The organism is Enterobacter sp. BNK-29, assembly GCF_048684785.1.
Taxonomy (GTDB): domain Bacteria; phylum Pseudomonadota; class Gammaproteobacteria; order Enterobacterales; family Enterobacteriaceae; genus Enterobacter; species Enterobacter cloacae_M.
Genome location: NZ_JBLQTU010000001.1, coordinates 2,715,215 through 2,729,403, shown reverse-complemented (window position 1 = coordinate 2,729,403; position 14,189 = coordinate 2,715,215). Strand labels below are relative to the sequence as shown.

Below are 14,189 nucleotides of genomic sequence, written 5' to 3'. Positions count from 1 at the left end.
ACCGTTTTCAGATTAACCAGCCTTGAGAAGCACTGCCAACTGAAAACACCAATAATTAGAATTTAACGTGAAACCGACTTAAATATCAGTAAAAGACATGATTTTGTCGTCACGATAAAGTAACGGGTAAAAAAAAGGCCAGCACAGGAGGTGCTGGCCTTTCATCAGAAAAAGGACTATTCGACTTCGCGGGCGTCGATGCGCAGTTCTTTCGGGACTTCGAAAACGATGTTCTCTTCACGTCCTTCCAGCGGCACCGCTTCGCCGCCGCCCAGCTCCTGCAGGCGGGTAATCACGTTCTGCACCAGGATGTCCGGCGCGGAAGCGCCGGCGGTCACTCCAACACAGGCTGCATTTTTGACCCACGCTTCCTGAATGTCCGTTGCGTCGTCGATCAGAAACGCCGCTTTCCCCATACGCTGCGCCAGTTCGGCCAGACGGTTAGAGTTAGAGGAGTTTTTGGAGCCGACCACCAGCACCACATCCGCCTGTTCAGCCAGTGCGCGCACCGCTTCCTGACGGTTAGTGGTAGCGTAGCAGATATCATCCTTACGCGGACCGACGATTTTCGGGAAGCGCTGACGCAGCGCGTCAATCACGTCTGAGGTATCGTCAACGGAGAGCGTCGTCTGGGTCATAAACGACAGACGGGCTTCATTTTTCACGTTCAGCGTAAAGACATCTTCAGGCGACTCAACCAGATACATCCCCCCTTCCGGGTTACTATACTGGCCCATGGTGCCTTCGACTTCCGGATGACCGGCATGGCCAATCAGAATAGACTCTTCACCGCGGCGGCTGGCGCGCGCCACTTCCATATGCACTTTTGTCACCAGCGGACAGGTGGCATCGAATACGGTCAGATCGCGGCTTTTCGCTTCGTTACGTACCGCCTGCGAGACGCCGTGCGCGGAGAAGATCAGGATCGCACCGTCCGGCACTTCGCTGATCTGCTCAATGAAGATGGCACCGCGCTCGCGCAGGCTGTCGACCACGTAGCGGTTATGCACCACTTCGTGACGCACATAAATCGGCGCGCCGTAAATTTCCAGCGCGTTTTCAACAATGCTGATAGCGCGGTCTACACCGGCGCAGAAGCCGCGCGGGTTAGCCAACAGGATCTGCATTTCAGGCCTCCAGTGCAGGATCGATTTCCAGCACTTCAACATCAAAATGAACGGTACGCCCGGCAAGCGGATGATTGAAGTCAACGGTAATAGAGTCGCCGTTGATTTCGCGGATCACGCCAGGCATTTCGCTGCCGTCCATAGCGGTAAAGAGCATAATCGCTCCGATCTCCGGTTCACCCGCGTCCATAAACTCGCGGCGCGAGAAATACTGGATAAGATCGGGACTCGGCACGCCAAACGCGGCATCCGGCTCCAGCGAAAAGGCTTTTTTCTCTCCCTCTTTCAGGCCCAGAAGCTGCTGCTCAAGACCTTCAGACAGGGAGGTATCGCCAAGACGAAACAGGGCCGGTTTGCCGTTATTGCGGGTGGATTCGGCCGTGGAGCCGTCATCCAGCTTCAGCGTGAAGTGAACGAGAACCGCGCTGTTGCTCTGTACGGATTTAGACATGCAAATTGCTCGCTTGTTTTGCCCGGTAGCATTACGCCACCGGGCGAGTGTGTTACGCCTGCTCTTTCGCAGCCGGTTTAGGCAAGAAGCCTTCCAGCACGATTAACGCCGCGCCGATGCAAATTGCGCTATCGGCGAGGTTAAAGGTCGCGAAGTGCCAGTCGCCGACGTAGAAATCGATCATATCGACCACAAAGCCGTGCCACAGGCGGTCAAACAGGTTGCCCAGCGCGCCGCCAATGATCAGCGCGTAGGCAATGTTATTCAGCTTTTGCGTGGCCTTCGAGCGGTACATCAGCACCGCGAGGATCACGCAGATACCGAGAGCGATACCCGCAAAGAACCAGCGCTGCCAGCCACCGCTGTCGGCAAGGAAACTAAACGCTGCGCCGTAGTTACGCGCGTAGTGCAGGTTAAGCGACGGGAACAGCGGGACCGTCTCTCCCAGAGCGAAATTCTGGAGGATCAGGAACTTGCTGCCCAGATCGATAATCAGCACCACCACAACCAGCCACAGCCAGCGCAGTCCTGTTGAACAGAGAGTTTTACTCATCAGGCAAACTTACGTTTTTCGCCGTCACCGGCGACGTTGCTTACACAGCGTCCGCAGATGTCTGCGTGTTCCGCCACCTGGCCAACATCGGTGGTGTAATGCCAGCAACGCGGGCATTTCTCACCGTCGGCTTTGCTCAGCGCGACTTTCAGTCCTTTGAGCAGTTCGCTCTGCTGAGCATCAGCAGAAGCATCGGCATAATCCGCAACTTTCGCACCGGAGGTCAACAGGACAAATCGTAATTCATCGCCCAGCGCCGTCAGCTTCGCCGCCAGCTCCGGTTCGGCATACAGCGTAACTGCCGCTTCCAGAGAGCCGCCGACTTTCTTGTCCGCACGCGCCTGCTCGATAACCTTGTTCACTTCACCACGCACTTTCAGCAGCTCATCCCAGAAGGCATCGTTCATCGCTTCGGTGCTGGAGAGATCGAACAGACCTTCGTACCACTCGCCCGTGAACACATACTTCTCACGGTCGCCCGGCAGGTAGCCCCAGATTTCGTCCGCGGTGAAGGACATGATCGGCGCCATCCAGCGAACCAGCGCTTCTGCGATGTGGAACAGCGCGGTCTGGCAGCTACGACGCGCCACGCTGTCCGCTTTCGCGGTGTACTGGCGGTCTTTGATGATGTCGAGGTAGAACGAGCCCATCTCGATGGAGCAGAAGCGCATCAGGCGCTGCACCACTTCGTGGAAGTCGTAAGACTCATAGGCTTTCAGGATATCCTCCTGCGCCGCTTTCGCGCAGCCTACCGCCCAGCGGTCCAGCACCACCATCTCTTCCGGTTTCACCATGTCTTTTGCCGGATCGAACCCGTTCAGGTTCGCCAGCAGGAAGCGCGCGGTGTTACGGATACGACGATAGCTGTCGGCAGCACGCTTCAGGATCTCGTCGGACACCGCCATTTCGCCGGTGTAATCGGTAGAGGCCACCCACAGACGAAGAATGTCTGCGCCCAGCTTGTTCATCACATCCTGCGGAGAAACGGTGTTACCGATAGATTTGGACATCTTACGGCCCTGACCATCCACGGTGAAGCCGTGAGTCAGTACCTGACGGTAAGGCGCTTTACCCTTCATGGCGGTGGAGATCATCAGAGATGACATGAACCAGCCGCGGTGTTGGTCAGACCCTTCCAGATACATATCGGCAGCGTGACCGGCAAATTCCGGACGCACGTCAACCACGGAGGAGTGGGTAGACCCGGAGTCGAACCACACGTCCAGGGTATCCGGTACTTTCTCGTAGTTGTCTGCGTCAGCGCCCAGGATGTCGCGGGAGTCGAGATCCCACCACGCCTGAATGCCGTCAACTTCGACGCGCTTCGCCACTTCTTCCATCAGTTCCAGGGTGTTCGGGTGCAGCTCCTGCGTCTCTTTATGTACGAACAGAGACATCGGCACGCCCCAGGTACGCTGACGGGAGATACACCAGTCAGGACGGTTAGCCACCATGGATTCGATACGCGCCTGGCCCCAGTCAGGGATCCACTGCACGCCTTTGATCTCTTTCAGAGACTGCTCGCGCAGGTCTTTCTGATCCATGCTGACGAACCACTGCGGGGTCGCACGGAAGATGATCGGGGTCTTGTGACGCCAGCAGCACGGATAGCTGTGCTGCATTTTTTCAACGTGCAGCAGCGCGCCGCTGGTGCGCAGCATGTCGACGATGATGTCGTTCGCTTTGAAGACGTTGATACCGTCCAGCGCCGGATAGGTGCCTGGCAGGTAAGATCCGTCCGGGCCAACCGGGTTAGCGATTTCCAGACCGTACTTCAGGCTGATGTTGTAGTCGTCAGGACCGTGGCCACCGGCGGTATGTACCGCACCGGTACCCGCTTCCAGCGTCACGTGGTCGCCCAGGATCGCCGGAACGTCGAAGTCCAGGAACGGGTGCTTGAAGCGCATCAGCTCCAGCGTGTCGCCTTTCACGGTGCCCAGCACGGTGTAGTCGGTGATATGCGCGCGCTTCAGCACGCTCTCAACCAGATCTTTCGCCAGGATAACCGCCTGACCGTCAATCTGCACCAGCGCGTATTCGAACTCACCGGACAGGGAGATCGCACGGTTCGCTGGCAGGGTCCACGGGGTGGTTGTCCAGATCACCAAAGAGATCGGGCCGTTTACCGAGGAGACGCCAAATTTAGCTTTCACCGCATCCTGATCGACGGCATAGAACGCCACGTCGATAGATGGAGAGGTTTTGTCGTAATACTCAACTTCCGCTTCTGCCAGCGCAGAGCGGCAGTCCACGCACCAGTGCACCGGCTTAGCGCCTTTGTGCAGGTGGCCGTTACCGATGATTTTACCCAGCGCACGGATGATGTTGGCTTCAGTTTTGAAGTCCATGGTCAGGTACGGGTGCGACCAGTCGCCCAGCACGCCCAGACGGATGAAGTCAGCGCGCTGACCGTCAACCTGCGTGGCTGCGTATTCGCGGCACTTCGCACGGAACTCGGCGGCGGTGAACTTCTCACCCGGTTTGCCAAACTCTTGCTCCACTTTCAGCTCGATTGGCAGACCGTGGCAGTCCCAGCCAGGAACGTAAGGCGAGTCATATCCCGTGAGGCCTTTGGACTTCACGATAATGTCTTTCAGAATCTTGTTAACCGAGTGACCAATATGAATGCTGCCATTCGCATATGGAGGGCCATCATGCAGAATGAAGGTTTTTTTGCCTTTTTTGGCTGCACGAATGATGCCGTACAGGTCATCATCGGTCCAACGCGCCAGCATTCCCGGTTCGCGCTTGGCGAGATCGCCGCGCATCGGGAACCCTGTTTCCGGCAAATTCAGGGTTGATTTATAGTCACTCATCAGATTCTCGGTTCCGTATTTATCACGTAGGCAGTTAAGCCGGGTTCAAAGCCCAAAAAACTCGCGGGCCGTCAATTCATCTCGCGCAATTTGCGCTTTTAGTTCATCCAGCGAACCAAATCGCTGCTCGTTGCGTATTTTTTTACGCAGTATCACATCTATATGGCGACCATAGAGGTCCATTACAACGTCCAGCAGGTGCACTTCTAACTGTTGACGCACACCGGCGACGGTCGGACGCGTGCCAATGTTGGCGACGCCGTAGAACGGCTTATCGCCCAGTCCTGCCACTTCCACCGCATACACCCCTTTAACCGGGGAAACCTGACGACGCAGCGGTATATTCGCCGTCGGGAAGCCTATCGTGCGCCCCAGCGCATCGCCATGGACCACGCGGCCAGAGATGGTGAACGGATGCCCCAGCAGGGTTTCTGCCGTGTCCAGGTCATCATTAGCCAGCGCCTGACGCACCGCCGTGCTGCTGACGCGCACGCCGCCTTCGCAGAAGGTCATCGCGCTGGTGACGTCAAATCCGTACTCCAGACCAGCCTTCTGTAATAGCAAGAAATCGCCCTGACGACCAGCGCCAAAGCGGAAATCATCGCCCACGGCGAGAAACTGTACGCCAAGACGCTTAACCAGCAGGTCGCTGACGAAATTTTGTGCTGTCAGCGCGGCAAAGCGACGATCGAAACGTAAACACAATACATAGTCCACGCCGGACTCCGCCAGATAGCGCAATTTCTCGCGCAGGCGAGTGAGTCGGGCGGGAGATTTATCGCCCGCGAACAGCTCCAGCGGCTGCGGCTCGAAAATCATCACTACAACGGGCAGGCCGCGGGCCTCCCCTTCTTTACGCAATCCCTGCAACAGCGCCTGATGACCACGATGCACGCCGTCGAAATTACCAATAGTCAGCACGCACCCGTGTGGCGCGCTGCTGAGATTATGTATGCCGCGTATCAGCTTCATGTCTGGCTCAAAACAGTGAAAATCGCCAAAGTATACCTTGTACAGCGGTTAAGGTTAACCGGCGATTGTTCGCGCAAAACAGAAAGCCGTAATGATTTCATCAGGCTGACCTTTCGCAGCGAAAAAATCTGCTCCTGAACTGCGATTTTTATGCCGAAAGGCTGTATTCAGGGAAGACAAGCTGGTAGAATCCTGCGCCATCACTACGTAACGTAGCGTCGCTAATTAACGGCGCTTATTTGCACAAATCCATTGACAAAAGAAGGCAAAGAGGGCATATTCCTCGGCCTTTGAATTGTCCACATAGAACATATTTGGGAGTTGGACTTGGCTAATATCAAATCAGCTAAGAAACGTGCCGTTCAGTCTGAAAAGGCTCGTAAGCACAACGCAAGCCGTCGCTCTATGATGCGTACTTTCATCAAGAAAGTATACGCAGCAATCGAAGCAGGCGACAAAGCTGCAGCGCAGAACGCATTTAACGAAATGCAACCAATCGTGGATCGTCAGGCTGCTAAAGGTCTGATCCACAAAAACAAAGCAGCGCGTCATAAAGCAAACCTGACCGCGCAGATCAACAAACTGGCTTAATCGCTACTTGTTGTTGCTTGTTTAAAGAACCCGCTTAACGCGGGTTTTTTTATGCCTTCAGATTGCCGGTGGCGTAAACAGCGCCGAGTAGTCACGATTGCAGATTCGCTGCACCGCCGGGTGCTGAATCATTCTTTCGGCAAATATGGCGTGATACTCCTCCATCACGTTATCCACTCTGCCTATCTCCGTAATCTTGTCGTCTGAATAGAGATCGTGCGCGTACAGCGTCGGCGCAACGAAGATCGCATTATGCGCTTCGCCAAAGGCTTTCATCAGCGCCGCATCGTCGAACTCACCGAGGATTTCTACCTTCAGCCCCTGCGAGTTAAACCAGTTCAGCAGCTTGCGTCCGAGCATGGAACGTCTTCCCGGCACCAGCAGACGGCGCTCTTCAAGGCACGCGGGGAACGGTTTCTCCGGCGGCGGGTTAATGCACCAGAAGCTCACGCCACATTCGCCAATCTTCACCGAGAACAGCCCTTCCTGCTGGGTGGAGTCAATCGGGCAGTCCGAGATAATCATGTCCAGCTTGTGCTGGCTCAGCTGTTCCAGCAGCATCTCGTGGGTGGATTCAAAGCAGCGCAGGTGGATTTGCTCGTCTTCGACTACCGCCGCATCCAGCACGCCGCTCACCAGCCGCTTGGACAGTGCATCCGCCACGCCCACGTCAAAGAGCAGGTTCGACTCTTTGCGATAGTTGACGATATCCAGCATCTCCTGGCTCAGGGTGAACATTTTGTCCGCATAGCGGAACACCAGTTCACCCAGTTCGCTGGGTTCAATCCCACGCCCCTTACGCTTGAACAGCTTGCCCTGCAGGCGCTCTTCCAGGGCCTTGATTTGCCCGGTGATGGTTTGCGGAGTCAGGTATAGCGCCTCTGCCGCCCCCACCACCGAGCCCTGTTTGTAGACGTGCCAGAAGTAGTACAGATGGTTGTAATTTAAATGAGACATCTCGTCTTCTCTCCCTGAGTGTGTATCGGGAGAAGGATCGCCTCCTCCCGGTGTTCCGTTATGCCTGGACGGCCTGTCCGGACAACTTCATCTTCAACAAGGTATAACCGATTACCGCGGCCAGTAATGACCCGATGAGAATGCCGAGTTTAGCCCAGACGATAAGCTCAGGCGCATGCGTACCAAACGCCAGCGTCGAAATAAAGATCGACATCGTAAACCCGATTCCACACAGCACGCCGACGGCCATAATTTGGCCAAAAGTTGTGCCGTGCGGCAATGACGCCAGCTTCAGCTTCGTCGCCAGCCAGCAGAAGAGGCTAATACCCAGCGGCTTACCGATAAACAGCCCGGCAATGATGCCCAGCGGCAGCACGGACGTCAGCCCGTCCAGCGTCACGCCGCCGAGGGAAACGCCCGCGTTGGCAAACGCAAACAGCGGCAGGATCATAAAGGCAACCCACGGGTGCAGCACATGCTCCAGCTGTTTGGCAGGCGACTTGCCGTCCTGCGGCTTAAGCGGCACGAAGAAGCCCACAATCACGCCTGCCAGCGTGGCGTGCACGCCGGATTTCAGCACCGCCGTCCACAGCACCATCCCCACCAGGATATAGATACCGATGCGGCGAACATTGAAGATGTTCAGCAGCGCCAGCACCGCAATCGCCCCGGCGGCGACGCTCAGGGACAGGATCGACAGATCGCTGGTGTAGAACAGCGCGATAATCACAATGGCGCCCAGGTCATCGATGATCGCCAGCGCCATCAGGAAGATTTTCAGGGCCACCGGCACGCGGCTACCGAGCAAGGCTAAGACACCGAGCGCAAAGGCGATATCCGTCGCGGCCGGGATCGCCCAGCCGTCACGCGCAACAGGATCCTGCCAGGTGAACGCCAGGAAGAGCAATGCCGGAACGACCATTCCGCCGATGGCTGCGATCACAGGAAACGCCGCGCGCTGGCGGCTGGCAAGCGAGCCCAGAACCAGCTCACGCTTAACCTCAAGACCCACCAGCAGGAAGAATACCGCCATTAGCGCATCGTTGATCCACAGCAGCATGTTCTTGTTAATTTCCAGCGCCCCGACCTTCAGCTCAACGGGCGTTTCCAGAAATGCATGGTAGAGATCCTGCGTGATGCCAAGGTTAGCCAGCACCATCGCGGCCGCTGCGGCAATAATCAGGATCACGCCACCGGACGCCTCACTGCTAAAGAAACGGTGTAGTAATTTCATTTAAGTTCTCTCTTTTACAACAATACCTCGATAAAACCATAATACCAAGCCAAATAGCTCGGCAAAAACAGATTAATGTTGAGTATAGACTCAGTTTAACCGAGCTATACGCGCAAATAAAAAAGCCCGGAATCGCTTCCGGGCTTTTAGAAGATGAAAATCAGCTAACGAATTAGCGGGTCAAATCATCGAAGAATTTTTTGACGCCATCGAAGAAGCTTTTGGAACGCGGGCTGTTTTTCTCACCCGTTGGGCCGCCAAAGCTCTCCTGCAGTTCTTTCAGCAGTTGTTTCTGCTTGTCGTTCAGGCCAACCGGCGTTTCCACGACGACGCGGCACAGCAGGTCGCCCTGGGCACCACCGCGAACGGATTTAACGCCTTTCCCGCGCATGCGGAACAGCTTGCCGGTCTGGGTTTCCCCAGGCACTTTCAGGTTCACGCGACCGTCCAGCGTAGGCACTTCGATTTCACCGCCGAGTGCCGCCATCGCGAAGTTGATCGGCACTTCGCAGTACAGGTTATTACCTTCACGCTCGAAAATAGCGTGCTGTTTCACCTGCACCTGAACGTACAGATCGCCCGCCGGTGCGCCGTGCTCCCCTGCTTCGCCCTCACCTGCCAGACGGATTCGGTCGCCCGTATCGACGCCAGCCGGGATCTTAACGGACAGAGTTTTGGTTTTCTCAACGCGACCATGCCCGTGGCATTTGGTGCATGGATCTTTAATCAGCGTGCCGCGACCGTGACAGTGAGGACAGGCCTGCTGTACCGCGAAGAAGCCCTGGCGCATCTGTACCTGACCAGAGCCGTGACAGGTTGGACAGGTCTGAGGCTGTGTGCCCGCTTTCGCGCCGCTGCCGTGGCAAACGTCACACTCTTCCAGCGTCGGAATACGGATCTCTTTGGTGACACCGCGAACGGCCTCTTCCAGCGTCAGCTCCATGTTGTAGCGCAGGTCCGCGCCGCGCGCCGCGCGCTGACGACCACGGCCGCCGCCGAAGATGTCGCCGAATACATCGCCAAAGATATCGCTGAAGTCAGCGCCGCCGCCAAAGCCGCCGCCGCCGAATCCACCGCCGCCCATGCCGCCCTGTTCAAAGGCTGCGTGACCGTACTGGTCATAGGCCGCACGTTTCTGTGCATCGGTCAGGACTTCGTAGGCTTCTTTGATCTCTTTAAATTTGGCTTCAGCCTCTTTGTCACCCTGATTACGGTCCGGGTGGAATTTCATGGCCAGGCGCTTGTACGCCTTTTTGATTTCACGCTCTTCCGCAGTTTTCGGAACGCCTAAAATCTCGTAATAGTCTTGCTTTGCCATTGGTTTTTTTAAGCCCCTTAACATGCGAGCACGGGCGTGGAGAATTCTCCTACGCCCGTGCCGATTAATTACCCTGCATCAGGGCGATTATTTTTTATCTTTAACTTCTTCGAACTCAGCGTCGACAACGTCGTCGTCTTTCGCGTTGTTCGCCGAAGCGTCAGCGCCCGCCTGCTGTTGAGCGTGCTGCTGCTGAGCGATTTCCATCAGCTTCTGAGAAGCCTGCGCCAGTTCCTGCATCTTCGCTTCGATGTCCGCTTTGTCTTCACCTTTCAGTGAGGATTCCAGCGCGCTCAGTGCAGCTTCGATAGCAGTCTTGTCTTCCGCTGGCAGTTTATCGCCTGCTTCTTCAACCTGCTTACGGGTGCTGTGCAGCAGATGGTCACCCTGGTTGCGGGTCTGAACCAGCTCTTCGAACTTACGGTCGGATTCCGCGTTAGCTTCGGCATCACGAACCATTTTTTCGATTTCCGCTTCGTTCAGGCCAGAAGATGCCTTGATGGTGATCTTCTGCTCTTTACCGCTGTTTTTGTCTTTCGCAGACACGTGCAGGATACCGTCAGCATCGATGTCGAAGGTCACTTCGATCTGCGGCATGCCGCGCGGCGCCGGGTTAATACCGTCCAGGTTGAACTGACCCAGAGATTTGTTATCCGCCGCACGCTTACGCTCACCCTGAATCACATGGATGGTTACCGCAGACTGGTTGTCTTCAGCGGTAGAGAACACCTGGCTGTGTTTCGTTGGGATGGTGGTGTTTTTGTTGATGAGCGCAGTCATCACACCGCCCATGGTTTCGATACCCAGAGACAGCGGGGTAACGTCCAGCAGCAGTACGTCTTTAACTTCACCGGTCAGTACGCCCCCCTGAACCGCAGCACCGATTGCAACCGCTTCGTCCGGGTTAACGTCTTTACGTGGCTCTTTACCAAAGAACTCAGCCACTTTCTTCTGAACCATTGGCATACGGGTCTGACCACCGACCAGGATAACGTCCTGGATATCGGATACGGACAGGCCAGCGTCCTGCAGAGCAACTTTCAGCGGCTCGATAGAACGGTTCACCAGGTCTTCTACCAGGCTTTCCAGTTTCGCACGGGTCACTTTGATGTTCATGTGTTTAGGACCGGTCGCGTCTGCGGTGATGTACGGCAGGTTAACGTCGGTCTGCTGAGCGGAAGACAGCTCGATCTTCGCTTTCTCAGCGGCTTCTTTCAGGCGCTGCATGGCCAGCGGATCGTTACGCAGGTCAATGCCCTGATCTTTCTTGAACTCGTCAACGAGGTAGTTGATCAGACGGGTATCGAAGTCTTCACCACCCAGGTGGGTATCACCGTTAGTTGCCAGAACTTCGAAGGTTTTTTCGCCGTCAACTTCGTCGATTTCGATAATAGAGATATCGAAAGTACCACCACCCAGGTCGTAAACCGCGATAGTGCGGTTGCCAACTTCTTTATCCAGACCGTAAGCCAGTGCAGCAGCGGTTGGTTCGTTGATGATACGTTTTACTTCCAGACCTGCGATACGGCCAGCATCTTTGGTTGCCTGACGCTGAGCATCGTTGAAGTACGCAGGAACGGTGATAACAGCTTCAGTTACCGGCTCACCCAGGTAATCTTCAGCGGTTTTCTTCATTTTTTTCAGCACTTCAGCAGAAATCTGCGGTGGTGCAGTTTTGGTGCCTTTCACATCAAGCCATGCATCGCCGTTATCGGCCGCGATGATTTTGTAAGGCATGATGGAAACGTCACGCTGAACTTCTTCGTCCTGGAAGCGGCGGCCGATCAGGCGTTTAATCGCAAACAGGGTGTTTTGCGGGTTTGTCACTGCCTGACGTTTAGCCGGCTGACCAACCAGAGTTTCACCATCCTGGGTATAAGCAATGATAGAAGGCGTGGTGCGATCGCCCTCGGCGTTCTCCAGCACGCGTGCAGTAGTGCCATCCATAATCGCTACACAAGAGTTGGTAGTACCCAGGTCGATACCAATAATTTTACCCATCTAAACGTCTCCACTAAAAATTCAGTCAACATGTGGTTGTGTACCTGTAATAAGGGCAGAACGTGCTTTTTCAACTGCCCAGATTTGATTTTTTTCAGGTCCACACACTGCGGTTGACTACAAGATGGGGTCGCGACGGCATCCATCAAGGGGCAAGCATAAAAAAAATTTTAATTTCACCCTGATGAGATCATAGACGCCATCGATTGCGCCCATTATGATGCCGCGCCCAGTCAGGGAGAACTGACGCGGGTTTAACCATTTCACCATATTAATGATGATTTTTTTGAGGACTTATGGGCAACACTAAGTTGGCTAATCCGGCTCCGCTGGGCCTGATGGGTTTTGGCATGACCACTATCCTGCTGAACCTGCACAATATCGGGATGTTCCCGATGGATGGCATCATCCTGGCGATGGGCATTTTTTACGGCGGTATCGCGCAAATCTTCGCGGGCCTGCTGGAATATAAGAAAGGCAATACCTTCGGCTTAACCGCCTTCACCTCTTACGGTTCTTTCTGGCTGACCCTGGTTGCCATTCTGCTGCTGCCTAAAATGGGCATGGCAGACGCGGCAAACGCCCACTTCCTGGGCGTTTACCTGGGCCTGTGGGGCGTCTTCACCCTGTTCATGTTCTTCGGTACCCTGAAAGGTAACCGCATGCTGCAGTTCGTTTTCCTGAGCCTGACCGTACTGTTCGCCCTGCTGGCGATTGGTCACCTGGTGGATAACGAAGGCATCGTTCATGTTGCAGGCTGGATTGGTCTGGTTTGCGGCGCAAGCGCTATCTACCTCGCAATGGGTGAAGTGCTGAACGAGCAGTTTGACCGCACCATTCTACCGATTGGTGAAAAACACTGATCCCTCTGTCGTGCCCGCCTCGCGGGCACGACATCCCCCCGCCTGACGAAGCCAAAATCCTAATACCAGCCCCATCAGCGAGAGCGCGAGTACATACCAGGCTGGCGCCATCGGCGACACGCCCATCAGCACCGTCACCGCAATCGGCGTCAGCCCGCCGAAAATGGCATATGAGACGTTGTAAGAGAACGAGATCCCGGTGAAACGAACTTCCGGCGGGAATGCGCGGACCATCACGTACGGTACCGCCCCGACAACGCCCACGCACAGCCCTACAGTGCCGTACAGCAGGAACAGCTGTTCAGGATTGCTGCCCGCCAGATGGTAAAACGCCCAGCTTGATGCGGCCAGTAACAGGCTACCGACGATAAAGGTAACGCTGGCACCGAAACGATCTGCCGCCAGCCCGGCGGCGAGACAGCCAAAGCAGAGCATGATTGTCGCGATACTGTTCGCCTGTAGCGTCACGGCAGGAGCGAAACCGTACTGCTTTTGCAGCCACACCGGAGACATCAATATCACCACCACAATGCCCGCCGAGAGCAGCCAGGTGAGCAGAATCGACACCACCACCGCTTTTTTATGGCGTACCACGACCGCCTTCACCGGCAGCTCCTGCGCCAGCGCTTTGCGCTGCTGCATTTCGAGGAAAATCGGCGTCTCCTGCAGCCAGCGGCGCAGGTACATCGCGACCAGACCAAACGCCCCGCCCAGCAGGAACGGAATACGCCAGCCCCAGTCGTGCACGGCCTGCTGCGTCATGCTGGTGTTTACAATTGTTGCGACGACGGAACCGAGCAAAATCCCTACCGTTAACCCCGCGGTTAAGGTTCCGCAGGCGATACCAATGCGGCGCGCCGGAACATGCTCCGCGACAAACACCCATGCGCCCGGCACTTCACCGCCAATCGCCGCGCCCTGAAGGACGCGCATCAGCAACAGCAGCAACGGAGCAAGAATGCCCATCGAGGCATAGGTGGGCAGCAGACCAATGGCCAGCGTCGGTACGGCCATCAGCAGAATGCTAAGGGTAAACATCTTCTTGCGCCCGACCAGATCGCCAAAGTGGGCCATGATAATGCCGCCCAGCGGACGCGCCAGATATCCGGCAGCAAAAATGCCGAAGGTTTGCACCTGACGCAGCCATTCCGGGATATCCGCCGGGAAGAAGAGCTCTCCCACCACGGCGGCGAAGAAAACAAAGATGATGAAGTCGTAAAATTCCAGCGCGCCGCCTAAGGCCGCGAGCGTGAGAGTTTTGTAGTCCTGTCGATTCAGAGGGCGGGTGTTATGTGACATAGCGAAC

Annotated in this window: 12 protein-coding genes and 1 pseudogene; 2 read left to right on the top strand and 11 right to left on the bottom strand. The window is 55.8% G+C overall.

Translation table 11 applies throughout. From position 1 onward, the window contains the following. Positions 1-176: 176 nt before the first annotated feature. The 6 genes and pseudogenes from ispH to ACMGGX_RS13060 all read right to left on the bottom strand — a co-directional run bounded on the left by ispH (position 177) and on the right by ACMGGX_RS13060 (position 6,145). A complete protein-coding gene (gene ispH / locus ACMGGX_RS13085; protein ID WP_045888142.1) occupies positions 177-1,127 on the bottom strand; it encodes a 4-hydroxy-3-methylbut-2-enyl diphosphate reductase in 951 nt (316 codons plus the stop codon). A 1-nt stretch (position 1,128) separates the two neighbouring features. Continuing rightward, the gene (gene fkpB, locus ACMGGX_RS13080) at positions 1,129-1,578 is read right to left on the bottom strand and encodes an FKBP-type peptidyl-prolyl cis-trans isomerase (protein WP_003856450.1); all 450 of its coding nucleotides are present in this window, start codon (positions 1,576-1,578) and stop codon (positions 1,129-1,131) included. Between the two features lie 52 nt (positions 1,579-1,630). After that, positions 1,631-2,131 carry a signal peptidase II gene (gene lspA / locus ACMGGX_RS13075; protein ID WP_008502034.1) on the bottom strand — a complete coding sequence of 167 codons (501 nt, stop codon included), beginning with the start codon at positions 2,129-2,131 and terminating at the stop codon, positions 1,631-1,633. Continuing rightward, positions 2,131-4,947 (bottom strand): isoleucine--tRNA ligase, encoded by a 2,817-nt coding sequence (gene ileS / locus ACMGGX_RS13070; protein WP_420298466.1) that lies wholly within the window; start codon positions 4,945-4,947, stop codon positions 2,131-2,133. The genes lspA and ileS overlap by 1 nt, the downstream gene beginning before the upstream one ends. Before the next feature lie 45 nt (positions 4,948-4,992). Beyond that, entirely contained in the window at positions 4,993-5,919 is a 927-nt protein-coding gene (ribF, locus tag ACMGGX_RS13065) for a bifunctional riboflavin kinase/FAD synthetase (RefSeq protein ID WP_023310350.1), read from the bottom strand. A gap of 7 nt (positions 5,920-5,926) precedes the next feature. After that, a pseudogene (locus tag ACMGGX_RS13060) lies at positions 5,927-6,145 on the bottom strand (DUF2575 domain-containing protein). Positions 6,146-6,246: 101 nt separating this feature from the next. Here ACMGGX_RS13060 and rpsT point away from each other — a divergent pair. Further along, entirely contained in the window at positions 6,247-6,510 is a 264-nt protein-coding gene (gene rpsT / locus ACMGGX_RS13055) for a 30S ribosomal protein S20 (protein WP_003856458.1), read from the top strand. Between the two features lie 57 nt (positions 6,511-6,567). Here the strand turns inward: rpsT and nhaR are convergent, their stop codons facing one another. The 4 genes from nhaR to dnaK all read right to left on the bottom strand — a co-directional run bounded on the left by nhaR (position 6,568) and on the right by dnaK (position 12,020). Further along, complete coding sequence (nhaR, locus tag ACMGGX_RS13050; protein WP_032660752.1) at positions 6,568-7,467, bottom strand: transcriptional activator NhaR; 900 nt, start codon at positions 7,465-7,467, stop codon at positions 6,568-6,570. A 58-nt stretch (positions 7,468-7,525) separates the two neighbouring features. Then, complete coding sequence (gene nhaA / locus ACMGGX_RS13045) at positions 7,526-8,701, bottom strand: Na+/H+ antiporter NhaA (RefSeq protein ID WP_181594363.1); 1,176 nt, start codon at positions 8,699-8,701, stop codon at positions 7,526-7,528. Between the two features lie 172 nt (positions 8,702-8,873). After that, complete coding sequence (gene dnaJ, locus ACMGGX_RS13040; RefSeq protein WP_023310347.1) at positions 8,874-10,019, bottom strand: molecular chaperone DnaJ; 1,146 nt, start codon at positions 10,017-10,019, stop codon at positions 8,874-8,876. An 87-nt stretch (positions 10,020-10,106) separates the two neighbouring features. Next, complete coding sequence (gene dnaK, locus ACMGGX_RS13035) at positions 10,107-12,020, bottom strand: molecular chaperone DnaK (protein ID WP_023310346.1); 1,914 nt, start codon at positions 12,018-12,020, stop codon at positions 10,107-10,109. Positions 12,021-12,316: 296 nt separating this feature from the next. On the opposite strand from dnaK, the gene satP reads away from it, so the two are divergent. Continuing rightward, positions 12,317-12,883, top strand: a complete 567-nt coding sequence (gene satP / locus ACMGGX_RS13030) for an acetate uptake transporter (RefSeq protein WP_023334461.1) — start codon at positions 12,317-12,319, stop codon at positions 12,881-12,883. Here satP and ACMGGX_RS13025 read toward each other — a convergent pair. Next, positions 12,860-14,182, bottom strand: a complete 1,323-nt coding sequence (locus ACMGGX_RS13025; protein WP_181594362.1) for an MFS transporter — start codon at positions 14,180-14,182, stop codon at positions 12,860-12,862. The genes satP and ACMGGX_RS13025 overlap by 24 nt on opposite strands. Positions 14,183-14,189: the final 7 nt, after the last annotated feature.

Coding starts and splice junctions, on each gene's coding strand:
- nhaR (WP_032660752.1), bottom strand. CDS start 7,467: ATGTCTCATTTAAATTACAACCATCTGTACTACTTCTGGCACGTCTAC.
- dnaJ (WP_023310347.1), bottom strand. CDS start 10,019: ATGGCAAAGCAAGACTATTACGAGATTTTAGGCGTTCCGAAAACTGCG.
- fkpB (WP_003856450.1), bottom strand. CDS start 1,578: ATGTCTAAATCCGTACAGAGCAACAGCGCGGTTCTCGTTCACTTCACG.
- ribF (WP_023310350.1), bottom strand. CDS start 5,919: ATGAAGCTGATACGCGGCATACATAATCTCAGCAGCGCGCCACACGGG.
- ileS (WP_420298466.1), bottom strand. CDS start 4,947: ATGAGTGACTATAAATCAACCCTGAATTTGCCGGAAACAGGGTTCCCG.
- dnaK (WP_023310346.1), bottom strand. CDS start 12,020: ATGGGTAAAATTATTGGTATCGACCTGGGTACTACCAACTCTTGTGTA.
- nhaA (WP_181594363.1), bottom strand. CDS start 8,701: ATGAAATTACTACACCGTTTCTTTAGCAGTGAGGCGTCCGGTGGCGTG.
- ACMGGX_RS13025 (WP_181594362.1), bottom strand. CDS start 14,182: ATGTCACATAACACCCGCCCTCTGAATCGACAGGACTACAAAACTCTC.
- ispH (WP_045888142.1), bottom strand. CDS start 1,127: ATGCAGATCCTGTTGGCTAACCCGCGCGGCTTCTGCGCCGGTGTAGAC.
- satP (WP_023334461.1), top strand. CDS start 12,317: ATGGGCAACACTAAGTTGGCTAATCCGGCTCCGCTGGGCCTGATGGGT.
- lspA (WP_008502034.1), bottom strand. CDS start 2,131: ATGAGTAAAACTCTCTGTTCAACAGGACTGCGCTGGCTGTGGCTGGTT.